Source organism: Chondromyces crocatus (assembly GCF_001189295.1).
Lineage (GTDB): Bacteria > Myxococcota_A > Polyangia > Polyangiales > Polyangiaceae > Chondromyces > Chondromyces crocatus.
Genome location: NZ_CP012159.1, coordinates 9,010,821 through 9,034,294 on the forward strand (window position 1 = coordinate 9,010,821; position 23,474 = coordinate 9,034,294).

The following is a 23,474-nucleotide window of genomic DNA, read 5'->3' on the forward strand; positions in this document are numbered from 1 at the left end:
GCTCCTGCTCAGCTCCCCGCTTCACCCCGCCATCTCGACACGCCGGGGGCACTCCGCCACGACAGCCGTCAGGCGAGCAGCGCGATGAAGTCGCCGATCGCGCTGAGTGGCAAGCTCTCGTTCACCACCCCGGCGCGCACCGCGGCCCCAGGCATGCCATAGACCACGGCGGTCTCTTCGCTCTCGGCCACCACCGTCCCGCCAGCAGCACGGATCGCGCGGGCGCCGATCACGCCATCGTCGCCCATGCCCGTGAGAATCACGCCCACCGCGCGGGTCCCTGCGACCTGGGCCACGCTGCGGAAAAGACGATCCGCGCTCGGCACGTACCTGTCGCCCGATACGGGCGGGCCGACCTTGATCCTGACGTCGCCTTGCAACGAGTTGCCGGAGGTCACCACGACGTCCATGCACATCCTGCCCGGACAGACGTAGGCCTTTCGACTGATCACCTGATCGCCGTCCTGCGCCTCCACCACCCTCACGCCGCCGCGCCGGTCCAGCCGCTCGGCGAAGGTGCGCGTGAACTTGTCCGGCATGTGCTGGGCGATCACGATCGCTCCGGGGAACCTTTCCGGGATGCGGTTGAAGATCTCCAGCAGTGCCGTCGGCCCTCCGGTGGACGAGCCGATGGCCACGAGGTGGCGCAGCGGCAGACCGAGGCGCGGCTCGGTGGGCACACGCTGGTGCCCGGGAGGCGCCGACACGGCTCGGGGAAGCGCAGGGGCTCTCGGCTTGAGGTAGCGCACGAGGAGGACCTTCTGGATGATCTCTTTGCGGATGGTGGCATCAGGAGAGAACTGCCTGTCCGGCTTGGCCACGAAGTCGACCGCACCGAGTTCGAGCGCCTTGAAGACGTTCTCCTTCTGAGCGTAGCTCGAAACCACGATCACCGGGGTCGGTTGCCGCGCCATCAGGATCCGGAGGAAGGTGAACCCGTCCATCCGGGGCATCTCCAGATCCAGCGTGATCACGTCCGGCTTGAGCTGGGCGACCTGACGGAGGGCCTCGTCTCCGTCGCCGGCCTTGCCAACAACCTCGATCTCGTCGCTTCCACCCAGAATCTCGGCGATGTTGCGCCGGTTGTAGGCAGAGTCGTCGACGACGAGCGCACGCAGGGGAACCTGAGACGTCATCAAGAGGGGGACTTTCTCGATCCGCAATTCTAACCAGAGAGGCTCGGTTTCTGAAACGGCGGCTTTGCGGGAGCCTCGGGCGCCGGAGGTTCGGTGACGCCGAGACGGACGGGGGCCGCCGGCTTGCGGTAGACGAGATCCTCCCGGAGATGGACCAGCTCGAACTTCGTGGGGACGTTCAGGAGCGACTCGGAGTGGCCGAGGAGCAAAAAGCCTCCAGGAAGCAGTCGTTCGTGGAACGAGTTGATCACTTTGATCCGAGACGCCTCGTCGAAATAGATGAGGACGTTCCGGCAAAAGATGATATCGACGCCGCTTACCACCCTGGCCGACGATCCGTCGAGCAGGTTCAAGCGCCCGAACTGGCACATCGCCCGGATTTCGTCGGCCACGTGGACGCCGTCAGGGCGATCGTAGAAGTAGCGCCGCCGCATTTCCGGGGGAATCGCGCGAAACGACGAGCTTCCATACACGCCGCGCCGCGCAACGGCGATGCACCGGCGTGAGATGTCGCTCCCGAAGACGCGCACCTCGCGTGACGCGGTGAGGCCAGCGTCGTGGGCGACCATGGCGATGGAATAGACCTCTTCCCCGGTCGAGCAGCCCGCGCTCCAGATGGAGAGGCGGTTTCGCGCCCCACCCGCCTTGATGAGCATCGGCACGATCTCCGACTTCAGCGCGCGGAGCTGGTAGTCCTCGCGGAAGAAGTAGGTCTCGTTCACGGTCACCACGTCGAGCGCCTCGTCGAGCTCGGCCCGGCCCCGGGGGTGATGGCGGAGGAACTGGTGGTACTCCGCGAAGGAGCGGTGGCCCAGCACCGCGAGCCGCTCACGCAAGCGCCGCTCCATGGACAGGCGAGACTCGGGCCCGAACTGCAGTCCGCAGTGCTGGTTGAAGAACTCGCGCAGGAGACGGAACTCCTCGGGAGACAGCCGGATTTCTTCGTTCTTCGGGCTCACGGTGAGCTGGGCCCCTCCGAAGGACGCCAGGACGCGCGGGCGCGGCTTGGTGGCAGCCCCGACACGTCAGGAGCGCACGGAGCCGCAGCGGCCAGGAGCTCCACGTCACGGGACTGGCCCAGCAGGTCCAGAAGCTCCTCGGCGCGCGCCGCCACGGCCGGCGTCACGGCGGGATCGAGGTTCGCACGGAGCCTCCCCAGGGCCCGCGCCGCCGCAAGCTGGACCTCCCGCTCCTCGTCCGCCAGCGCGGCAGCCAGAAGCTCCAGCGAGTCCGCTCCGGAGACGGCTGCAGATGCCAGGACCGCGGCACAACGCGCTCGTGCGTCGCCCGTCGCCGCGGCGTGGGTCAGGAACGAGAGTTCGTCGACCTCCAGCGCGCTCGAGGGGCCTCTCCTCTGCCCTCCCGGAAGCACCTGGGGCGCCCCCAGCGCCTCCAGCACCACTGCCGCTGGCAGGTAGCGCGACGGGTCATGCATCATCTCCCGCACCAGGGAGCGCGCTGCCCCCGGATGAAGCGCCGAGAGCGCCGCGAGCGCACGCTCGGCCGCACAGGCCACCGGCAGCGACGCCTCCACCGACTGCTCCGCCATGAGCCGGAGGTCTTCTTCCTGACCCAGCTTCGCCAGCGCGTAGACCGCGGAGGTCGCCACCAGGGTCGAGGGGCTGCGCAGCGCGCCATGAACGACCGCCTGCACCTCACCGATGCGCTCGCTCTCGTCCTCCACGAGGACCACCGCGACATCGAGCAGGGCTGCTGCTTGCTCCGGTTCCAGCGGATCGACGTCGATCACGACGCCCGTCAGCAGGCGTCCCGCGGGCCCACTCAGGCGACCGAGCACCTCACCGAGCGCTCGCGGCCCGAGCGACACGAGCGCGCGCTGGGCGGGCTCGGCCAGCGCAGGCTCGGCCAGCGCGTCGACGGCCGCCTCGACCGCGCCGGGCGCGTCCGCGAGGGCGGCGAGAACCAGCGCTTGCCCCCGCAGCTCCAGGGAGCTGCTGCTCGGACCCCGCCAGGAAGGAGGCTCCACCAGGGCACCGGCCTCGTGACGCGCCGGATCCGCTGCAGCCCGCGTCAGGCGCACGCCCACGTCGGGCCCTGCAGAGCGCAGCGCCTCCACGACGTGATCGGCGAGCGGGCCCCCGATGAGACGCGACAGAGCCCCCACGATCTGCGCGAAGGCGCGCCCCCTCCCGGTGGCGAGCGCGTTCACGAGCGCCGCGGGCGCCTCGGGGCTCTCGGCAAGCGCCGCCGCCTCCAGCGCCGCAGGACGCAGCATCGGATCGGACAGAAGCGGCTGGATCTTCGACCACGGGGCCGAGGCCTCCAGCGCGTTCAAGCCGTGCAGCGCCGTGAGCTGCACCAGCCGATCCTCGTCGGAGAGCGCTCTCGTGAGCACCTCCACCACCTGCTCGGGCGCTCCTGGACCCAGCGCAGCGATCGCCTCCACGGCGGCGTGGCGCACGTTGTCGTCTCGATCCGAGAGCGCCGCAGTGAGTGGCCCGAGCGCCTGCGGGTCACCCGTCCTCCCGAGCGCCTCCACGGCCAGCTTCCGCCCGTCCGCGTCGAGGTGCGGGAACGTCCCCGCGATGATGTCGATCGCCGCGCGCCCGTGCCCCGCGAGCACGTCGATCGTCGCGTTGCGGAGCCCCACGTTGTCCCCCGGTCGCAGCGCCTCGACCAGCGCCTCCAGCAGCAACGCCTCTCCCCCGAGGTCCCCGCGATCCGCCGCCGCCGCCAGGAGCTCTTGCCCCGCGAGCGTCGCATCCTTGCGCACCCGCCAGTCGGCGTCCCCCAGCGCCAGGAGGAGCAACGACGCCGCCGAGCGCGCTTCCAGCGCAGGCAACCTCACCGCCGCCAGACGACGGACCTCCGCATCGGGTGCGAGCAGCTCTTCACCCAGCACGGCCACGCTGATTCCATCGGGTACGCTCACGACCCCTCCGGCAACACGCCCGACGCGGCGAGCGCGAGCGCCATCTCCACGAACCGGTGCTCATCGAGCACGAACACGAGCTGATCGTTGTGGTTGGTCACCCCGGAGATGCCCCGCAAGTCGCGGTCACCACCGACGGCCGGCGTGGGACGCAGGGGACCATTCACGCGGAACACCTCGGTCACCGAGTCCACCACGAGCCCCACCGTATGCGTCCCGGCGTCGACCAGGATCCATTTCGTGCTCCGGGTCGGCTCGATCTCGTGCAGCCCGAAGCGCAAGCGCAGCAAGATGACCGGTACGACGTCTCCCCGATGATCGGCCACGCCCAGCACCTCGGCGGGCGTGTGCGGCAGCGGGGTGACCGGGAGAGGGTTCACGATTTCCCGGACCCGTCCGATCTCGATGGCGTACTGGACGTCCCCCACCACGAAGCCGACGAGACTACGCTGGGGATCGGGGCGGCTTCGCTCTCCAAGGATGGGCATGATGGCTGCTGCGGATGAGGGCCCAGCGGGCCGGGAACTCTGCTGCTCGGGCGCTACGATGCGAGGATGGCCTGAAGATCGAGGAGGACGATCACCGGCGGCTGCTCTCCTCCCCCTCCTTCGGTACTGACCTGTTGCATGGGACGGGCGATGCCCGCGATGTAGCTGGCCACGTCGCCGCCGAGCGCCGTGGCCGCTGGCTCCACCTCGGCGTCCGACAGGCGATACACTTGCTGCACCTCGTCCACGTAAAGGCCGAGCTGCTCCCCCCAGGGCGCCTCCACCAGCAGGATCCTGGTCCGCCGGGAGGCCTGTGACTCCGCCAGCCGGAGCCGCCGGCGCAGATCGATCACCGTCACGAGCTGCCCGCGCACGCTCACGATGCCCATGGTCGAGTCCGGCGCACGCGGGACCGGGGTCAGCGGCGGCGGCTTGACGATTTCCCTGATCTCTTTCACCGGGGCTGCATACGTCTCGCCGGCGAGCAAGAACGCCAGGTACTCACGGCGCGGCCCGCTCTGCGCGTGGACGTTGCGCTTGATCACGCCGCCGCGGGCGCGCCTCTTCGCGAGATCTGCAGCCATCAGCCGTGAACCCCTCTCGGCTCCGGGCGCGCCCTGTCGCTCCCGCTCAGGACCTCGAAGATGAGCGCTGGCGCATCGATGACGAGGGCGATGCGCTGATCACCGAGTTCGGTCGCGCCGGCGAACCCCCGCACCGAGGCGAGCGACGGGCCGAAGGTCTTGATCACCACGTCCTGTTGCCCGATGAGTGCGCTCACCACCAGCCCCAGCCGCTTCGCGCCGACGGCGGTGACCACGATGTACTTGCGCTTGCTCCCCGGGGACAGGCCCAGCGAACTCCGGTCGAGCTTCCTGCTCCCGGTGATCCCGGCCCGCATGCCGCCGAGGGAGCGTGTCCCCCCGAGCAGACCCGCGAGGCGCGCGCTCAGCTCTTCTTCTTCGTCCAGCCCGAAGAGCCGCGTCAGGTAACAGAGCTGCAGCGTCTGGTTGCGCAGGGTGATCATCTCCCTGCCGTCGAGCCGCTTCACCGTGTGCTCGTCCAGCCCCACCGCCTCTTGCACGTTCGCGAGGGGGATGGCGAAGAGCCGGTCGGCCACCCGGACGATGAGCGCGCTGATGATCGCCAGCGTGATCGGCAGCGTCACCGTCATCTTGGTGCCGATCCCGACCTCGCTGTTCACGTCGATCACGCCGCCGAGCCGGCCGATGTTGGTCTTCACCACATCCATGCCGACCCCGCGCCCCGAGATCTCGCTCACGTCCGACTTGGTGCTCACCCCCGGAAGGAAGATGAGGGTCAGCGCCTCGCGGTAGCTCGTCGTCCGCGCCTCGTCCTGGGTGATGAGGCCCCGCCGCAGCGCCACGTCGAGCAGCCGCGTCGCGTCGATGCCGCGCCCATCGTCCTCGATCTCGATGACGACGTGGTTGCCCTTCTGGAAGGCGTTCAGCGCGATCGTCCCCACCGCCGGCTTGCCCACCGCCTCGCGCTCCGCCCGCGTTTCGATCCCGTGATCGATCGCGTTGCGCATCATGTGCATCAGCGGATCGCTCAACTCTTCGACGATGAGCTTGTCGACCTCGGTCTCCGCGCCGGTGATCACCAGGTTGACGATCTTGTCCGCGTCGCGGCTGATCTGCCGGACCACGCGCGCGAGCTTGTCGAACACCTGCCCGAGCGGGACCATGCGGACTTCGAGGATCCCTTGCTGGATCGCCGCCAGGTGTCGCTCGAAGGTGCGCTGCAGCCGGTGCAGCTCCAGGCTCATCTCGCGCTCGGCCGGCGTCGCGCGCAACCGCTCCACGATGGCGCCCAGGGACGAGCGCACCAGCGCCAGCTCACCGACCGTGTTCATCAGCCGGTCGAGCTTGTTGATGTCCACCCGGACCGTCTGCGCCACGGAGCGGATCGAGCTGAGCTCCCCACGCTTCTTGCGCGCGCCCGTCGCGGAGTCCGGAGGCGCCGACAGCGAGCCCGAGTCCGACGAGCGCGGCGAGATCGGCCCCGCGGGCGCCATCGCGGGCCTGGACGAGAGCCCACCCCCCTCGAACGCCCCCGTGTCTCCGCCACCCCCGCCACCTCCGCCCGTCCCTGCGCGGCGAGGGATCTCCTCGACCTCCGCCCCCGTCTCGGAGAGCGCCCGCCGCAGCTCCTCCACGGACGAGCGGGAGGCCATCAGGATGTCGAGCTCGATCGAGTCCGCGTCCGCCCCTGTCCCCGTGGGCAGGTAGGTGATGATCTCCCCGAACGGCTTCGCCGTGACCTTCAGCTCGTCGAGCGCCTGGTCGATGGTGGCGAGCTGGAAGTGCACGCGGATCCGGTAGAGGATCAGCCCGCTCTGGATGTTGGTGCGGAGGCGGTGCTCCTCGTACTCGGTGAGCACGGCGAGCAGCCCCGGATCCAGATCGTACTCCGCCGCCAGCGGCTGCTGCTCCCGCTGCCCGAACCCCCGGTGCAGCTCCCGGAGCAGCTCGTCCACCTCCGGGATCGGCTGGTCGTTGCCGTCCTTCTCGACCTGCAGGATGCGCCCGTACAGCTCGATGCTCCGGAAGAGCATGTCGAGCACCACCGGGCTCACGTCGATGCGCCCGAGCCGCAGGTTGTCGAGCAGCTCCTCCAGCTCGTGCGAGAGCGTCGCCATCCGCGTCGCGCCGAACAGCCCAGCCAATCCCTTCAGGGTGTGGACGGCACGGAACACGTCGTTGATGAGATCCGGATCGATCCGGTTCGCGCGCACCGCCTCGTCGAGAGCGAGCAGGTCTCTACCGAGCCCCTCCACGATCTCCTGCGCTTCCGAGAAGAACTCGTCGCGCGCGCGATCGCCCGTGTCGACCATCAGCCCTGCACCTCGTCGCGATCGAGCAGCACGTCGTCGTCGCCGCGTGGCGCTTCGGCCCGCCGCGTCAGGCTCGCGGTCACGGCCTCTCGCAGTGCCTCCGGCGTGAACGGCTTCGGCAAGAAGCCGTCCGCCCCGAGCGCCAGGCCCCGCTCGATGTCTCGCTCCGACGCCTGCGTCGAGATGATCAGCACGCCGATGTGCTCGTAACGGGGGCTCTGACGCACGAAACGGATCAGCTCCAGCCCGTTGATGTCCGGCATGTTGATGTCGGTGATGACCAGGTCGAAGCGCCCGCGCGGGAGGAGCCGCAGGGCGGAAAGCCCGTTCGCGGCCTCGGTCACCTCGACATCGTCAGGTAGGCTCATCTCCGGGTCTTCGAGCGCAGAGCGCACGTATACCCGCATGGCCGCCGAGTCTTCGACGATCAGGATGCGCGTCACCGGCGGTAGCGTACCGGATTTGGGGCCCGAGGGGCGAGACCCCTGGTCCCTCGCGTCTCCGGGCGGTACGCTTTGCTCCGATGGCATCGCCCTACCAGCAGAGCGAACCCAGCTCACAAGCAGGATCACCGCGGTCGGGCCCAGTGAGCCTCACCCCGTTCCCCTCGCTCATCACGGAAGACCACATCCGCGACGAGCTCACGCGCCTCTTCGACGCCGGTCCCGAGGCGGGCCTGGTCATCCGCGTCTACGGGGAGAACTCCCTGGCCGGCTCTGCCGAGGCCGTCGCCACCTTCCGTGAGCTGTTCGCCTCGCTCCGGATGTACGACACCAGCCCCAAGGAGCGGGGCGAAATCCTCGTCGACGCCCCCAGCAAGTCCACCCTGACCAGCGCCCTGTCCGTGCTGGGCCGCGAGGAGCAGCAAAAGCGTATCCTCGACTACATCCTCACCACCTTCGGCCGCCGCCTCATCGACCCGCTGGCCGAGATCCTCGACACCACCCCCTCGGGCACCCTGGTCTCCCGCCTGCGCGTCACCCGGGACCTCATGCTCGCCCACATCACCGATCTCCGGATGACCGCGGAGAGTCAGGCGCTCATCAGCGACGATCTCCATAAACTCCTCACAGACGAGTACCTTTCCATGCTCGCCGAGCACGAGGAGCGCGTGCAGCGCCCCCGCGTCGCCCAGCTCGCCCAGCAGATCCTCCGCTTGATCGGCTCCACTTTTCACCGCGCCTTGCGCCGCTGGCCAGCGCACGCCGAGCCCATCGCCGCCTCCATCGCCCGCCGCCACCAGGGCCAGGTTCCGCTCCGGGAAATCCCCGTGCTCCTGCGCAACCACATCACGACAGGGATCGAAGAATTCCTCTGGATCGAGACCAGCGCCGAGATCGAGGGCGCGCTCCGCCACCTGCTCGCCGAGCACAAAGGCGTGATGCCCATCAACACCGCGATCAACCTCGACCGCTCCACCTACCGTGAGTTCGCCGACGCCTGCTGGGCGATCATCAAAGAAAACTGCTGACGCGCACTCCACGGCCGCACCGGCCTGTCCGCATTGACAGCCCGTGCCTCCACGGGCGCTAATGCGCTTCGTGAACAACCTCCCGCGCAAAGGCATCTGCCATGTGCTCCTCGCAGCCCTCCTCGCCCTCACCGGGCTCGGCTGCGGCGGCGGCCTCAGGGTCACCCGCATCAACTCTGCCGAGAAGAAGCCCAACAACGTCTGGGTTTTCTTCACCGTCGAGGAAGGCGACGAGCCCGTCGGTGGCCTCACGGCCGACAAATTCAAGATCTATGAAGACGGCGAGCTGGTCTCCGAGTTCGAGAGCAAGCAGACCATCCAGAACCCGGAGGTCGCGGCCGTCATGTACACGATGCTGCTCGTCGACATGAGCGGCAGCATCACCGAGTCGGGGCAGGCCGACGCGCTGGTCGACGCCGCCCAGTCCTTCAGCGAGCGCGTGGGCAAGCAGCAGAAGGTCGGCGTCTACGCCTTCGATGGCGAGGCGAAGATCCACAGCGTCGTGCCCTTCACCGAGGCGCAGGGCTCCGTGAAAGGCGGGCTGGAAGGCCTCCGCCGCTACAAGCCGAAGGACCCCTCCACGAACCTCCACGGCGCCGTGGTCGAGGGCCTCAAGGAGCTGAAGAAGGAACTCGACAAGGACAAGCGCCCCCTCAAGTTCGGCACCCTCGTCGTGTTCTCCGACGGCACGGATCGCGCCCGCCGCGTCCCCCGCAACGTCATGCGGGACGAGATGGCCAAGAGCGACTACGACAACTACGAGATGTTCGCCGTCGGCGTCGGTGCCGAAATCGAGAAGGCGCGCCTCGACGAGATCGGCCGCGACGGCACCGAGCTGGTGTCGGATCAGGCCAAGGTCCAGGACGCTTTCAACAAGATCGCCGCGAAGATCGAGGCGCACATGAAGCGCTTCTACCTCCTGTCGTACTGCACGCCCTCCCGCGCCGGCGAGCACGAGGTCGAGATCGTCGCCGAGCGCACCGAGCCCAAGGCCTCCGGCTCGCTCGAATACAAGTTCAGCGCCGAAGGCTTCGGTCCTCCTCCCGAGTGCAACCCCGACACGCCCCCCACCTTCGACCTGAAGGACACCCGGCCTCAGGGCAGCGACGACAAGGGCGGCGGCCCCGGCGTGAAGGCGAGCGGCAGCGTCAAGGTCAACAAGTAGCCCGACCACGCCACCGCGCTCCCGCGATACGCGACGCGACGGCCCGCGTCGCTACGATCCTCAGCCAGGCTCGGAGAACGACGTCGAGGCTTGCTGGCGCAGCAACCCGGCGAGCTGGCCACACGCCCCACCCACATCCCGCCCACGTGGCCGGCGCACCAGCGTGGTGACCCCCTGCCCGCTCAGCCTCGCCACGAACGCATCGAGTCGCTCCGCCGAGGGGGGCCTCAGGCGAGGATCGGGCCCTGGATTGCACGGGATCACATTCACGCGACAACGGATCCCTGCCACCTGCGTGGCGAGCAGATCGGCGTCCTCGGGGGCATCGTTGTAGCCGTCGAACAGCACATACTCGAACAGCACCCGCCGCCCTGGAGGCAACGACCGCAAGAGCGCCTCTCTGAGCGTCGCGATCGGGAACCGCCCGTTGATCGGCATGATCGACGAACGCCGCCCATCGTCGGGCGCGTTCAAGCTCACCGCCAGCTCTGCTGGCGTGGTCTGGAAGAACGTCTCGATCTTGTCCGCCACCCCCACGGTGCTCACCGTCACCCGGGACTGCGCGAACCCGAACGCCCGCCCATCGGTCAGCAGCCGGATCGCTCGGCTGACCTCACCCAGGTTGTCGAACGGCTCGCCCATCCCCATGAACACCAGGTTCGACAGCGGCGGCGCCCCTTCCCCGGACGACGCCCGCCAGAGCGCCAGCGCGATCCGCACCTGATCGATGATCTCTCCCGCGCTGAGCTGCCGGGTGAGCCCCAGCCGCCCCGTCTCGCAGAACGCGCACGCCCGCGCGCATCCGACCTGACTCGACACACACAGCGTCGTCCGGGCGGGCCCCGGGATCAGCACCGATTCGAGGAACGCACCGTCGCGCGCTCGAAGGGCCAGCCGCAGCGTCGCGTCCCCTGCCGGTACCACCTCCGCTACCGACAGAGACCGGGTAACATCCAGCGCGAGCAGCGGCGCATGGGCCCACGCGCCGATTCCCAGACCGGCGAGCGCAGCACCGTCCCACGCGACCTGCCCATCCCCCCCGTCACGAAACAGGTACCGCAGCACCCGCGCCGCCGCCGACCGCGCCGCCGTCACCGTCCCCCCCGCACGCACGAGCAGCTCGGCCAGCGAAGCCGCATCGTGATCGGCCAGGAGCGGCCCAGCGTGTGCCTTGCGCGACACCAGCACACGACCGACCCGCACGTCGGGTTCTGGAGTCTCACGAGCGGATGCGGAGGACACGGGCGACTCATACCATCGCCCTCTTTCCGCCTGTGACACCGATGTCCCCTCACCTCCGGAATCAACCCTCGCCGACGACGGCCGAGGTCTTCGCGGCGAGGCCTAAACGACGACAGCTCAGCCCAGACGACAGTCCGCACGCTCGCCCCCTTCGAGACGTCGCGACACGTCAGCCCGTCACGCTCCCGTCGATTTCCTGTTGCACGTCAGGAGCGGATGGGCGACCGTCCCGCCCCCCCGCGGCACGCCTGAACGCGGTCTGCGCTCAGACGCAACGCAGCCCTCACCGTCGCAGACGACGGTGAGAAAAAAGACACCGAGTCCGGAATCCACAAGCTGGTGAAAAGCTGTGGATATCTTTGCTTTGTCTACTGCCTCCACCGCAAGCGGATCTCTCCACCCAAGGCGTTCCTGACTCCCTCCTCAGCGACGGCAACCTCGTCCTCGGATGGAGCCGACGACCACGAGCCTCATCAGCTGGCGACGGGCAGATCGAGGATGAACCGCGCCCCACGCTCGGCATTCTCGTCCAGCAGCACGTCTCCCCCGCAAGCGCGAGCGATCCCCCGCGCGATGGTCAAACCCAGGCCGGCGCCATCGTGCTCCCCGGACTGCTCCTTCGGTCCTCGGTAGAACGGCTCGAAGATGTTCGCGCGATCGCCGGAGGCGACCCCAGGTCCCTCGTCGCTGACCAGGATACGCACCCGCTCACCGCAGGCCTCCACGTGCACCTCGACCTTGCCGCCTTCGACCGTGTGGACCACCGCGTTGTCGACCAGGTTCCGCAGGGCGCGGGCCGTTTTCCACCGTGTGCCGCGCACCAGGATGGCCAGCTCCGGAGCCTCCGGTGTCGTCTCCACCAGGGACACGCCTCGCTCGTCCGCCTTCCCGCGCGCCATCCGGAGCGCTTCGTCCATGACTTCGGCCACCGAGACCGTCTCCGAAGCGGTCCCCCCCTGACCTCCGGGTGGGACCCGCGCGAGCACCAGGAGATCTTCGGCCAGCGTCCCCAGCGCTTCGACGTCGGTGAGCGCCTCCTCGATGGCATCACGGTACTCCGCGGGCTCGCGAGGCCTCCGGAGTGCGAGCTGGAGCTCCCCACGGATCGTCGCGAGCGGGGAGCGCAGCTCGTGCGCGGCGTGGGACACGAACATCTGTTGCGCTGCGACCAGCGCGCCGAGGCGACCGATCATGTGGTCCATGTCTTCGGCAAGGATCCGGGTCTCCGCCGAGCTCCGCACCCCTGGGCCCACCCGCGCGCCGAGATCGCCCTGCGCCACCGCACGGGCCACCTGCGCGATCGACTGCACGTCGCTCGCGAGCCTCGCGCTCAGCCACCGCGCGACGAGCGCCGTGAAGACCATGGCGGCGACGAAGATCACGCTCGCGGCGCGGCCGATGAAGCGCGTGTCTTCGTCCACCGTCCCCCGGGACGCCGCGTAGAGGAGCGACTGCCCCGCCGTCCCCAGGGGCAGCACCACGCCTCGGAGCGCCACCTCGCCCACCGAGAGATCCACGGCCACTCCCTCCTCCGGGAGTGGCGGCGTGATCCCCAGCTCGCTGAAGCGGGGTGGGCCACCACCGAAGCTCCGCGTCGCCGAGAGCAAGGAGCCATCCGCCTCGTACGTCGCCATGTATCGCGCGGTCAGGCCGAGGGACTCGGGCACCACCGCGTGCCCCTCGGTCACGCTCGGTCGCGAAGGAGAGCGCACCAGCGCCAGCTCCGCCGCCGTATGGGCCTGGATCAGCAGCGCGCGATCGAGATCTCCCAGCTCGTCGCGCCTCACGAGGAGCGCCACCGTCACGAACGAAGCGAGAAGCGCCAGCGCGGTGACGGCTGTCACCGTCAACATCACCCGGGTCTGTAGCTTCACGGAGACACCAGCTTGTAGCCCACCCCCCGGACGGTCTCGATCATCGACGCGTGGCTACCGAGCTTCTCCCGCAGGTTCTTCACGTGCGCCTCGACCACGTTCGAGCCCGGGTCGAACGCCGTCTCCCACACCTTCGTCAGTAGCTCCGTCCGCGGGACCACCCGCCCCGATTCACGCGCGAGGTAGGTGATGAGCGCGAGCTCGCGCGGCGTCAGCTCGAGCCGCTTGCCGTCGAGCAACACACGCCGCTCGGCGCGATCGACGAGGAGTGGCCCCACCCTGAGCACGAGCTCGGACGCCCCGGCGCGGCGCCCCAACGCCCGGACCCGCGCGAGAAGCTCCCCCAGATCGAAGGGCTTCGTGAGGTAGTCGTCCGCACCAGCGTCGAGGCCGGCAATGCGCTCCCCCACCTCGCCACGCGCGGTCAGCATCAGGATGGGCACACGGATGCCGCGCGCGCGAGCCGTCCTGCACACCGCGAGGCCATCCATCTCGGGCAGCATCCAGTCGAGGAGCACCAGATCGTACGCGATGGCCTGGAGCTGCTCGATGGCGGTGTGTCCGTCGGCGACCTCGTCGACGACGTAACCCTCTTCCAGGAGCGCCCGCTTCAGGAAGCGCGCGAGCTTCTTGTTGTCCTCGACGACCAGGACCTTCACACCGAACACTATACGATCCGACGCGCGCAGCGCGCGGGGGCAGCGAGGCATCGATGAAGGAATCTTCATCTTCGCTTCATGCTCACCCTGTCCCCCCTCGGTACGTTGCAGCCGATGGTTTCGAGACCACAGTCGTCGCGCTCGCCCCTCTCGCGCGCCGCCCTTTCCATCATCTTCGCCACGTCCTTCTTCACCCCTGCGCGCTCTTTCGCTGCCGACCCCGCTCCTACCTCCTCATCATCAGCATCATCGGCCGGCCGCTCGACCGCCACGCAAGACACCGCCAGCTCGACTGGGCGGGGCGGTAGCGACGCGCCTGGTGGCCACGGCGACATGTTCGTTCCTGCCGCGACGCTCGATCTGGCGGCGCTGACCCGCCTCGTCGCGCAGCGCAACGCCTCCATCGAGACGGCTCAGCTCGAAGCGGACCTCGCCGCTGCCGAGGTCGCTCAGAGCCGCCTCTTCGGCAACCCCACGCTCGACGCGACCTGGGACACGATCCCGGTCGGTGAGACCAACCCGCCCGGCCTCCGGAGGCCGTTCGCGAACGTGCCGAACTACGGCGTCGGCCTCAGTTACACGTTCCCCCTCGGGAAGCGCGGGCCCCGCATCGAGCAAGCCACGGCCATGGAGCGCGCGGCGCGCGCCAGCGTCGAGAGCGAGACCCGTGAGCAAGCCATCGCCCTCGCGCGTCTGCTCGGCGTCGTCGCGACCTCCACGCTGCGGCTGGTGGGCGTGCGCGACATCGTGACCAGCGGCAACCGCTCGATCGCCATCGCCGAGGAGCGACTCGCGTCGACCTTCGGGACACCGCTCGACGTCGATCGGCTGCGGATCGAGGTGAGCCGCTCCGAGCAGGTCGTCCTCTCGGCAGAGAGCGACAGGACCTACGCGCTCGCGGCCTGCGCCTCGCTGGTGGGCATGCCTTGCCAGGGGTTCCGCAGCGAGGACGAGGCGCGAGGCTTCCTCACGGGCTGGATCGAGCGCGTCGCCCGCGTCGCCATCCCCGAGCGCCTCGAAGAGCGCCCCGATCTGCGCGCCCTCGACGCCTACAGCAAGGCCGCGAGCGCAGAGGCCGATCTCGCCAGGGCGCAGGCCATCCCCGACCCCACCGTGCGCTTCGGCTACGTCCACGACCGCTTCCTCGAGTCGGGAAACCACATGAACTCGTTCAACCTCTCCGTGAGCTTGCCGCTGCCGTTCTTCGATCACGGCCAGGCGCAGGCGCGCGCGGCAGAAGCCAAGCGCAGCCGCTTCAGCGCCCAGCGCACCAAGGCGGTCCAGGCCGCGCGCGCGAAGATCCCCACGCTGTCGGCCCGGCTCAAGGCCCAGCGCGAGCGCCAGGAGGCGCTCTCGACGCGCATCATGCCCCGCGCCCTGGAGGTCCTGCGCAACGTCGAGCGCGCCGTGGATGGGCGGCTCTTGCCCCTCTCGGACGCGATCCAGGCCCGGCGCACCGTCGGTGAGCTCCTCGTCGAGGAGGCCGACAGCTTCGCCGACGCCTTCGACGCTGCGCTGGAGCTCTCCGCCGAGCTGCCCACCGTCACCGCTTCGTCCCCCCCCGCCGCTTCTCCCAGAACCCCGTGAAGGAACCCCAGGACATGAACCGCCGTACATCCCACCGCAACGCCAGCGCGGACAGCGCACGCCGCCGCGCCACGAGGCACCGCATCGCGGGGGTGCTCCTCGTCGCTGCACAGAGCCTGGTGCTCGGCGCTTGCGCCAAATCCTCGGCCGACGCCACGCCTGCGGCGTACGCGCTCGAGCAGGACGGGGTGCGCATGAAGCCGGGGGCGCCGCAGCCGGTGCGCTTCGAGACGACCGAGGCCGAGATGGGGGCGCCGCTGGTCCCGCCGCCGGTCACCGCGCGGATCACCACGGTGGAGACCTTGACCGCGCCGAGCTTCGCCCCCCTCGAAGGGCGCGTCGTCGAGATCCGGGCGCGGCTGGGCGATCAGGTGAAACAGGGTGACAAGCTGGTCCTCGTGCGCACGGCCGACCTGGCTTCGCTGCAGCACGAACTCCAGGCCGCCAGCCTGGCCATCCGCACCAAGCAGGCCGTCGTCGATCGCCTCGAAAAGCTGGCCGAGACGCGGGCCGCCTCGCAGAACGATCTGCTCGTCGCGCAGAGCGAGCTGGCCGAGGCCAAGCTCGCCGCCCACGCCGCGGGGGCCCGGATCCGCTCGCTCTCCGTCTCGCAGCAGGGCGACACGATGTACTGGGTGCTCGCCACCCGGTCCGGCACCATCGTCGAGCTGAACGCGACGCCCGGCTCCGAGGTCGGCCCCAACCGGGACCGGCCCATCGTCACCGTGGCCGACCTCGATCAGGTCCTCGCCCTCGGCGATCTCTCCCAGAACAGCACCATGCCCCTCGCGGCCGGCATGACGGCGCGCATCACCATCCCCGGCCGCGGTGACACGGTGGTCCTCGGCAAGGTGGAGACCGTCTCCGAGGTCGTCGATCCCAGCCGCCAGACGGTGCCGATCCGCGTCCTCGTGGAGAACAAGAACCGCACGCTCCGCCCGAACGCCTACGTCGATCTCACCTTCGAGCCCCAGGACCAGACGGCCATCGTCCAGGTCCCTGCGGCGGCGGTGGTCAGCGACGGCGCCCTCTCCGTCGTCTTCGTCGAGCACGAGTCCGGCGTCCTCAAGCGGCGCGAGGTGCGCCTCGGCCGCCAGGGCCGCGACAAGGTGGAGGTCGTGGCCGGCCTCAGCGCCGGCGAGCGCGTCGTCACCACCGGCGCCCTCCTCCTCCTGAACGCGCTCAACATCGAAGGATAGCCCCCAGTGTTCGAAGCGATCATCGCCGCCGCGGTGCGGCACCGGATGGCCGTCATCGTCGCGACCATCATCACCGTGCTCTGGGGCATCTGGGCCTTCAGCGGGCTCACCATCGAGTCGTTTCCCGATCCGACGGACACGCAGGTCAACATCATCACCATCAATGCCGGCCAGCCCGCCGAGGAGATGGAGCGGCAGGTATCGATCCCGATCGAGCGGGCCGTCAACGGCATGCCCGGCCTGTTCCGAACCCGCGCGATCAACCTGTTCGGCCTCTCGTTCATCACCCTGACCTTCCGCGACGGCGTGGACCCGATCTTCGCCCGCGCCCAGACGCTGGAGCGGCTCTCGAACGTCGACATGCCCGACGGGGTGAAGCCCGAGCTGGGCTCGTTCTCGACGCCCATCGGCGAGATCTACCGCTACACCCTGCGTGCCGAGCGTGACGATCCGCTGGAGCTGCGCACGCTCCAGGACTGGGTGGTCGCCCCCCGCCTGCTCCGCGTGGAGGGCGTGGCCGACGTGGTGAGCTACGGCGGCCTGGTGCGCGAGATCGAGGTGCGTCCCGACCGCGTCGCGATGGCGGCGCGCGGCCTGACCATGGCCGACCTGGAGGACGCGCTCAGGGAGGCCTCCAAGAACGCCTCCGGTGGCATCGTGGAGCGCGGCACCGAGCAGCTCATCATCCGCAGCGAGGGCCTCTTCCGCGACGTGCCCGACATCGGGACCGTCGCCGTCGCCACCCGTGATGGGACCCCGATCCTGCTCAAGGACGTGGCCAGCGTGCAGAACGGCTGGATGCCCCGCCAGGGCATCGTGGGCCGGAGTGACAACCAGGACGCGGTCGAGGGCATCATCCTCATGCGCCTCGGTGAGAACCCGAGCGAAGTGCTGGAGCGCGTCCGCGCCAAGATCGACGAGATCAACAAGCAGGTACTCCCCGCGGGCACCGAGATCTGGACGTTCTACGACCGCACCGAGCTGGTCTCCAGCACCCTCAAGACCGTCGGACGCAACCTGGCCGAGGGTGCGCTGCTCGTCACCTTCGTCCTCTTCGTGTTCCTGCTCGACATCCGGGCGGCGCTGATCGTCGCAGCGATCATCCCGCTGTCCCTGTTCACCGCGTTCATCTACCTGCGCTCGCGGGGGATGGCGGCGAACCTCATCTCGATGGGCTCCGTCGACTTCGGCATCATCGTCGACGGCGCCGTGGTCATCATCGAGGCCATCACCTTCCGCATGGCGCAGGCCGCGCACGGAGGAGCCCACGGCGCGGAGGCGACGACCCCGACCACCGTCTCCGAGCGCGTCACCCGCGCAGTGAGCGACGTCGCGCGGCCCACCGTCTTCTCGCTGCTCATCATCATCGCGGCCTACCTGCCCATCTTCCTGCTCCAGCGCGTCGAGGGGCGCATGTTCAGCCCGATGGCGCACACCGTCGTCGCGGCGCTGCTCGGGAGCCTCGCCTTCTCGATCACCCTCGTCCCGGTGCTGGCGACCTTCGCCTACCGCAAGCCGCGCCCGCACCGCGACTCGCCGGTGCTCATCTGGGCCGTGCGGGCCTACATGCCGGTCTTGAAGGGCGCCTTGAAACGGCCCGCGCTGGTCCTGTTCGCGGCGCTCATGTCGCTGGGAGGCGCCGGCGTCATCCTCGCCAACCGGGGCAGCGAGTTCCTCCCGGAACTCAACGAAGGCGCTCTCTACATCACCTTCACCCTGCCCTCGAACACCGCGCTCAACGAAGGCCGCCGGCTGGTCCCGACCCTCGCCGAGGTCGTCGACAGCTTCCCGCAGGTGGAGGCCCGCGTCAGCCAGCTCGGGAGGCCGGAGGACGGCACCGACCCGAAGATGGCGAACAACCTCGAGTTCTTCGTCAAGCTCCGGCCCGCCAGCGAATGGCCGGCGGACACACCCACGCTCGGGGCGCTGATCGACAAGATGAGCGCCACCTTCGAGGCCATCCCCGGCATCGAGGTCAACTTCTCCCAGCCGATCCGCGACAACGTGAACGAGAACATCTCGGGTCAGGTCGGACAGATCGCGCTGAAGATCTTCGGCGACGACCTGCAGATGCTCCAGACCACGGCGGAGGCGGCGAAAGCGGCCATCGCCGACGTGCATGGCGTCGCCGATCTCGGCATCGTGAAGAGCGGCGAGGTCCCCCAGATCCAGGTGCTCCCGAACCGGCAGGCGCTCGGCCGGTTCGACCTCACCATGGACGACCTGCAGAGCTTCCTGTCCACGGCGCTCGGCGGGAAGGCCGTCGGCACGCTGTGGGAGCAAGACCGCTCCTTCGACGTGGTGCTGAGGCTACCCCAGGCCTCGCGCGACACGCTCGAGAGCGTCGCCGGGCTGCGGGTACCGACGCCCCAGGGCGGCCTGGTCCCCCTCTCGTCGCTCGCCGAGGTGAAGGTCGGCTACGGCCGAGCCTCCATCAACCGCGAGAACGGGCAACGCTACATCGGCGTGCGCATGAACGTGCGCGGACGTGACCTCGGCTCGTTCGTGGAGGACGCGCGCGCCGCGGTGGAGCAGAAGGTGAAGCTCCAGCCGGGCATGAGCGTGGAGTGGGGCGGGGAGTTCGAGTCGAAGGAGCGCGCCATGAACCGTCTCCTCGTCGTCGTCCCCGTCGCGCTCGTCATCACCCTCGGCCTCCTGTTCAACGCCTTCGGGTCGATCCAGCTCGCCCTGCTCGTCCTGCTCAACGTCCCGTTCGCGCTCGTGGGCGGAGCGCTCGGCCTCTGGATCTTCGACATGCCCATGTCGATCGCGGCGGCCGTCGGGTTCATCGCGCTCGTCGGGCAGGCCTCGCTGAACGGGGTACTCGTGCTCTCCGCGGTCGACGACCTCCGCGCGAAGGGGGCCCCGCTGCGCGAGGCCATCCTCCAGGGAGCCAAGGACCGCCTCCGCCCCGTCCTCATGACCGCGGCCCTCGCCGCGCTCGGCCTCGTCCCTGCCGCCTTCTCCAAGGCCATGGGCGCGGAGACCCAGCGCCCCATCGCCGTGGTGATCGTCGGCGGCACGGTCTCGGCCGCGATCCTGACGCTCGTCGTCCTCCCGGTCATGTACCAGCTCATGATCCAGGCGAGGGCACGCCTCCTGGGCGTGAGCGTCGACGCCGCCGCGGCCGACAAGGCGTCGTGATCCACACGGCGGGGGCAGGTGTCCCCGCCGCCTCTCGCCGCCCACCACCGCACCGCCGACGAACCATCCCCAGCAAGCCCCGCCGCTCCGCGTCACGCGAGGCGCGCAAACCGCTTCACGGCGTGCTACTCCCCTGCCCTCTCCACGCGCGATGCGCCTCCTCCACGCGCGATGCGCCTCCTCCACGCGCGATGCGCCTCCTCCACGCGCGATGCGCCTCCTCCACGCGCGGGACGCTCACGCTCGGACCCTCGCCCCTCCTTTCGACCGGACCACGGGGTGAGTTACAGTGCGCGCCCCCATGCTACGTGCCCCCCTCCTCGCCCGCGTGACGTGTGCCCTGTTCACTGCCCTCGCTGGAGTGGCCCTGGGGCCTCTCTCGGCGCTCGCGCAGGAGACTGCTGGCGCCAAGGATGCCCAGGCGGAGAAGGCCATCCAGTCCGCGATGGAGGGAGACTTCCTCGAGACCCGCTTCGACAAGGCGCAGCAGAAGCTGTCGGCCGCGATCGAGGCCTGCGGAGAGACCGGCTGCTCGAAGAAGGTCAAGGCGCGGCTCTACGTCTCCCTCGGCACGGTGCTCGCCCACGGCATGAAGGAGTTCGAGGACGCGCGGGACGCGTTCTCCGAGGCGCTCCAGCTCGACCCGAACGCCCGACCCGACGCCGACCTGAACTCCACGGCCGTCTCGTTCGCCTACGAGCAGGCACGCAGCGCCCTCACCCGCGCCGGCACGCGCTCCGGCCTCGAGGTGAAACCCATCCCGGAGCAGCAGCTCAACACCCCCATCCCCGTCTTCGCCGAGATCCGTGAAGACCTGCTCGCGCGCGCCCAGCAGATCACCCTCTCGTACCAGGCGCCCGGAGGGCAGGCATACAAGCCGCTCGTGATGAAGAAGCTGCGCGACCGCGGCTTCGGCATCAACATCCCCTGCGCCGAGCTGACCACCGAAGGGACGGTCCGGTACTACCTGGTCGCGACCGACAAGGACGGCGCCATCGTCGCCACCGCGGGCACACGCGAGGCCCCGCTCTCCACCGCGATGAAGAAGGCGATCACCACGCCGCCTCCGAGCTGGCCCGAGTTCGCACCGCCCCAGATCTGCGGCGAGGTGGAGGCCGAGAAGCCCTCGCAGTGCCTCGACGACCGCCAGTGCAACCAGGGCTTTCAGTGCTCGGCCGGTGCCTGCGTGCCCCTGCCTCCGCCGCCTCCCAAGGACGACTTCCGCCGGAACTGGTTCTCCATCTCGTTCGGCCCCGACGTGTCGCTCTTCTCGGGCGAAGGCGTCTGCTCCACGCAAGGCCAGGCCGAGCAGAACTACGTGTGCCTCCGCAAGGACGGCTCCCGCTACGACGGCGTGCCGATGGACGACGTGGCGAACAACGTGAACCCCGGCTTCGCGCTGGGCACGCTCCGGCTCGCGCTCGGCTACGAGCGGATGCTGCTGGAGAACGTGAGCGTCGGTGCCCGCGTCGGCTTCGCGTTCCTGGGCAACAGCGACGGCGGCGCCTCCTTCATGCCGGTCCACCTCGAGGCCCGTGGGCAGTACTACCTCCTCCCGCGCGCGCTGAAGGGCGTCGGCGTGGCGCCTTACGTGCTGCTCTCGACGGGCCTCGCCCAGGTCGACAGCCACGTCGACGTCCAGACCTACGAAGAGGCGACCGCCTGCGGAGCGAACCCGGCCGACGCCAGCAGCCCATGCACCAGGCCGTCGGGCGGCAGCGGCGTCGTCGAGGAGCGCCTCCAGACCTTGCGGGCGACCAAGCAGGCCGGCCTCGGGTTCTTGACGGCAGGCGCCGGGATCAAATACGAGCCTGCCCCCGGGCTGGCGCTCAACGTCGCCGTGCGCACGGGCCTGACCTTCCCCGTGGTGACCTTGCTGGTCGCGCCCGAGCTGGGCGTGGCGATCGGATTCTGAGATGGCCATCCGTACGAAATCGGCACCTTCCGCCGGACTGCGCAGCGAGCGGCTGGAAGCGGCCCTCGCGAAGGCACTGGACGGCGAGCCCGCCGAGCTCTTCGATCAGCTCACGCGCTCGTCCGGCATGCCCGGCCCGCGCCCCAACCTGGATCTCGCCCGCGCCATGGGCCAGAGCATCGCCCGCGCTGGAGGCCGAGGCGTCGACCTCTTGCACGCGATGGAGGCCGACGAGAGGCAGGAGTTCCTGCTCATGGTCGTCGCCCACGGCTACGCCGCCCGCATGGGCGAGGGCAAGGCCGACGCGGGAGAGCTGCTCCAGCGCCTCGGCGAGGACGCGCGGAAGCAGGTGCGCGACGGCGTCGCCGACGCCCTGCGCGCCCTGCTCGGTGCGCGCGGAGAGGACGCCGTGCGCACGCTCCAGGCCTGGACCGACGGCTACCTGCAAGCCCACGTCGCCCTCTCGGCCCTGGCCGATCGCGAGGTGCTGGCGCACCTGCCTTCCAGCGCGGGCCAGGAGGTGGTCGCGCGCCTCGACGAGGCCTTCGAGCTGGCCGACAAGTCCCCGCGCGCCGCCGAGCGACTGCAAGGCGTACGGCAGCTCCGCGAGGGCATGCCGAAGCAGATAGGGCTGTTCGCATCGCGCTTCCCGGAGACCCTCACCTGGCTGGAGCAGAAGGCTCAGATCGTGGAGCGGCCGGAGTCGCGTCAGGTGGTGGACGAGGCCATCACTGCGCTGCGACGAGAGACGTTCCCTCAGGCCGAGGTGGATCGACTCGCGAAGGTGCTCGCCTCGAGCGCTCCCCCGGAGCGGTACGCCGCGCGCATCGTCCAGGGGACGCGAAAGCGCAGCAAAGGCCGGCGCTAGAGCCACGGCGTCGACCGGCCAGTACAGCGCCACCTGCACGCGGCGGAGCATGGGTTTCCGTCATCCAGTCCCTCTCGCGCTCATCCGGACGCATGAAATCGGCTCGATGCGCATCCCCGGGCGGGACAGGGGGCACTCCGCTGCCGCTTTCGCCCTCACGCCTTGACGTGCTCTCGTCTCTTGGCCGGCTCGGTCCGGTTTCGTTCAGAGCTCTTGACCGCCGCGTCCAATGACGCGGGCGTCGTCCACGGTGCTCCGCCGACCACGGGTCCACGGCGGTCCGAAATCCGGATGGCCTGGTAGAACGCACTCGCGGCGCAAACCGCTCGCAAAGAGATGCGCCGCACTCCCTGACACGGATGGCGCCCAGCAAGAATGCGCTCGCGGAAGAGGCGCTCGCGGAAGAGGCGCTCGCGAAGCAAGCACACAAGCATTCATACGCACGACTGCCGCGCCCATTCCCGACCAGCGACATCGTGGGACGCCCCGATCGCGCAGTCACCCCTCCGTCTGCGCGTGAACATCGTATACAGCCGCGTCGCGACATGGATACGCGCTCCTCTTCATACAGCGCACAACACGGCCGATTTCGAGGCCCATCCCCGATTAAACGAATCTCATCAAACGCCATTTTACAATGGCAACACGATGCCGCGGCAGAGCGGTGCGCCCCGGTCACACCATAATGAGTACGCGCCGCCAAATCGCTCGCACGGGTCAACTGCCTTCGTTAGGCTCTCCATCGATCCAGAGGCAATCGTGCCTCCTGGTGAGATCGGAGAGATCCGCAATGGCCAACAAAGCAAAGAACACGCAATCGCCCTCGAACGAGAAGACGAGCCAGCAGGCGCCGAAGATCAGCGTCCGCAAGCTGACGATCAAGACGAACGTCAAGGCGCAGCAGAGCCGCGGTTATTCCGCGGCCTGATCTCCTGCGAATGCCGTTCGTGTGATTGCCCGGGGGGCGGGACGATTG

Annotated in this window: 19 protein-coding genes; 8 read left to right on the forward strand and 11 right to left on the reverse strand. The window is 69.3% G+C overall.

Going from position 1 to position 23,474, the window contains the following annotated elements; genetic code table 11:
• Positions 1-68: 68 nt before the first annotated feature.
• The 7 genes from CMC5_RS32485 to CMC5_RS32515 are packed head-to-tail and all read right to left on the reverse strand — an operon-like array spanning position 69 to position 7,817.
• Positions 69-1,136, reverse strand: a complete 1,068-nt coding sequence (locus tag CMC5_RS32485; RefSeq protein ID WP_050436255.1) for a protein-glutamate methylesterase/protein-glutamine glutaminase — start codon at positions 1,134-1,136, stop codon at positions 69-71.
• A gap of 29 nt (positions 1,137-1,165) precedes the next feature.
• Positions 1,166-2,095, reverse strand: coding sequence for a CheR family methyltransferase (locus CMC5_RS32490; RefSeq protein ID WP_063796388.1), 930 nt, complete (start codon positions 2,093-2,095; stop codon positions 1,166-1,168).
• On the reverse strand, positions 2,092-4,029 hold the full coding sequence (locus CMC5_RS32495) for a HEAT repeat domain-containing protein (protein WP_050434042.1): 1,938 nt from the start codon (positions 4,027-4,029) through the stop codon (positions 2,092-2,094). Before CMC5_RS32495 ends, CMC5_RS32490 begins: the two co-directional genes overlap by 4 nt.
• Positions 4,026-4,517 (reverse strand): chemotaxis protein CheW, encoded by a 492-nt coding sequence (locus tag CMC5_RS32500; protein WP_050434043.1) that lies wholly within the window; start codon positions 4,515-4,517, stop codon positions 4,026-4,028. The genes CMC5_RS32495 and CMC5_RS32500 overlap by 4 nt, the downstream gene beginning before the upstream one ends.
• Positions 4,518-4,570: 53 nt before the next feature.
• On the reverse strand, positions 4,571-5,101 hold the full coding sequence (locus CMC5_RS32505; protein WP_050434044.1) for a chemotaxis protein CheW: 531 nt from the start codon (positions 5,099-5,101) through the stop codon (positions 4,571-4,573).
• Positions 5,101-7,374 (reverse strand): chemotaxis protein CheA, encoded by a 2,274-nt coding sequence (locus CMC5_RS32510; RefSeq protein WP_050434045.1) that lies wholly within the window; start codon positions 7,372-7,374, stop codon positions 5,101-5,103. Before CMC5_RS32510 ends, CMC5_RS32505 begins: the two co-directional genes overlap by 1 nt.
• Positions 7,374-7,817 (reverse strand): response regulator, encoded by a 444-nt coding sequence (locus CMC5_RS32515; protein WP_082362994.1) that lies wholly within the window; start codon positions 7,815-7,817, stop codon positions 7,374-7,376. Before CMC5_RS32515 ends, CMC5_RS32510 begins: the two co-directional genes overlap by 1 nt.
• A 143-nt stretch (positions 7,818-7,960) precedes the next feature.
• Between CMC5_RS32515 and CMC5_RS32520 the strand changes: the two genes are divergently transcribed.
• Positions 7,961-8,845 carry a hypothetical protein gene (locus CMC5_RS32520; protein ID WP_050434046.1) on the forward strand — a complete coding sequence of 295 codons (885 nt, stop codon included), beginning with the start codon at positions 7,961-7,963 and terminating at the stop codon, positions 8,843-8,845.
• Between the two features lie 70 nt (positions 8,846-8,915).
• On the forward strand, positions 8,916-10,010 hold the full coding sequence (locus CMC5_RS32525; RefSeq protein ID WP_245677917.1) for a vWA domain-containing protein: 1,095 nt from the start codon (positions 8,916-8,918) through the stop codon (positions 10,008-10,010).
• A gap of 60 nt (positions 10,011-10,070) precedes the next feature.
• On the opposite strand, the gene rlmN is transcribed toward CMC5_RS32525, so the two are convergent.
• The 4 genes from rlmN to CMC5_RS46180 all read right to left on the reverse strand — a co-directional run bounded on the left by rlmN (position 10,071) and on the right by CMC5_RS46180 (position 14,057).
• The gene (rlmN, locus tag CMC5_RS32530; protein WP_082362995.1) at positions 10,071-11,252 is read right to left on the reverse strand and encodes a 23S rRNA (adenine(2503)-C(2))-methyltransferase RlmN; all 1,182 of its coding nucleotides are present in this window, start codon (positions 11,250-11,252) and stop codon (positions 10,071-10,073) included.
• A 473-nt stretch (positions 11,253-11,725) separates the two neighbouring features.
• Entirely contained in the window at positions 11,726-13,126 is a 1,401-nt protein-coding gene (locus CMC5_RS48730; protein WP_050434048.1) for a sensor histidine kinase, read from the reverse strand.
• Positions 13,123-13,785: a response regulator transcription factor gene (locus CMC5_RS32540; RefSeq protein WP_050436257.1), complete on the reverse strand. Its 663-nt coding sequence runs from the start codon at positions 13,783-13,785 to the stop codon at positions 13,123-13,125. The genes CMC5_RS48730 and CMC5_RS32540 overlap by 4 nt, the downstream gene beginning before the upstream one ends.
• 65 nt (positions 13,786-13,850) lie before the next feature.
• Positions 13,851-14,057 carry a hypothetical protein gene (locus tag CMC5_RS46180; protein ID WP_050434049.1) on the reverse strand — a complete coding sequence of 69 codons (207 nt, stop codon included), beginning with the start codon at positions 14,055-14,057 and terminating at the stop codon, positions 13,851-13,853.
• Positions 14,058-14,118: 61 nt separating this feature from the next.
• On the opposite strand from CMC5_RS46180, the gene CMC5_RS32550 reads away from it, so the two are divergent.
• From CMC5_RS32550 to CMC5_RS45240, 6 genes are all read left to right on the forward strand, one after another.
• Positions 14,119-15,372 carry a TolC family protein gene (locus tag CMC5_RS32550; protein WP_050434050.1) on the forward strand — a complete coding sequence of 418 codons (1,254 nt, stop codon included), beginning with the start codon at positions 14,119-14,121 and terminating at the stop codon, positions 15,370-15,372.
• A 14-nt stretch (positions 15,373-15,386) separates the two neighbouring features.
• Positions 15,387-16,571 carry an efflux RND transporter periplasmic adaptor subunit gene (locus CMC5_RS32555; protein ID WP_050434051.1) on the forward strand — a complete coding sequence of 395 codons (1,185 nt, stop codon included), beginning with the start codon at positions 15,387-15,389 and terminating at the stop codon, positions 16,569-16,571.
• 6 nt (positions 16,572-16,577) lie between these two features.
• Positions 16,578-19,715 (forward strand): efflux RND transporter permease subunit, encoded by a 3,138-nt coding sequence (locus CMC5_RS32560; protein ID WP_050434052.1) that lies wholly within the window; start codon positions 16,578-16,580, stop codon positions 19,713-19,715.
• Positions 19,716-20,016: 301 nt separating this feature from the next.
• Positions 20,017-21,630 (forward strand): tetratricopeptide repeat protein, encoded by a 1,614-nt coding sequence (locus CMC5_RS32565; RefSeq protein WP_050434053.1) that lies wholly within the window; start codon positions 20,017-20,019, stop codon positions 21,628-21,630.
• A 1-nt stretch (position 21,631) separates the two neighbouring features.
• Positions 21,632-22,498, forward strand: coding sequence for a hypothetical protein (locus CMC5_RS32570; protein ID WP_050434054.1), 867 nt, complete (start codon positions 21,632-21,634; stop codon positions 22,496-22,498).
• A gap of 790 nt (positions 22,499-23,288) precedes the next feature.
• Complete coding sequence (locus CMC5_RS45240) at positions 23,289-23,426, forward strand: hypothetical protein (protein ID WP_156339031.1); 138 nt, start codon at positions 23,289-23,291, stop codon at positions 23,424-23,426.
• The last annotated feature ends 48 nt before the right edge of the window (positions 23,427-23,474 follow it).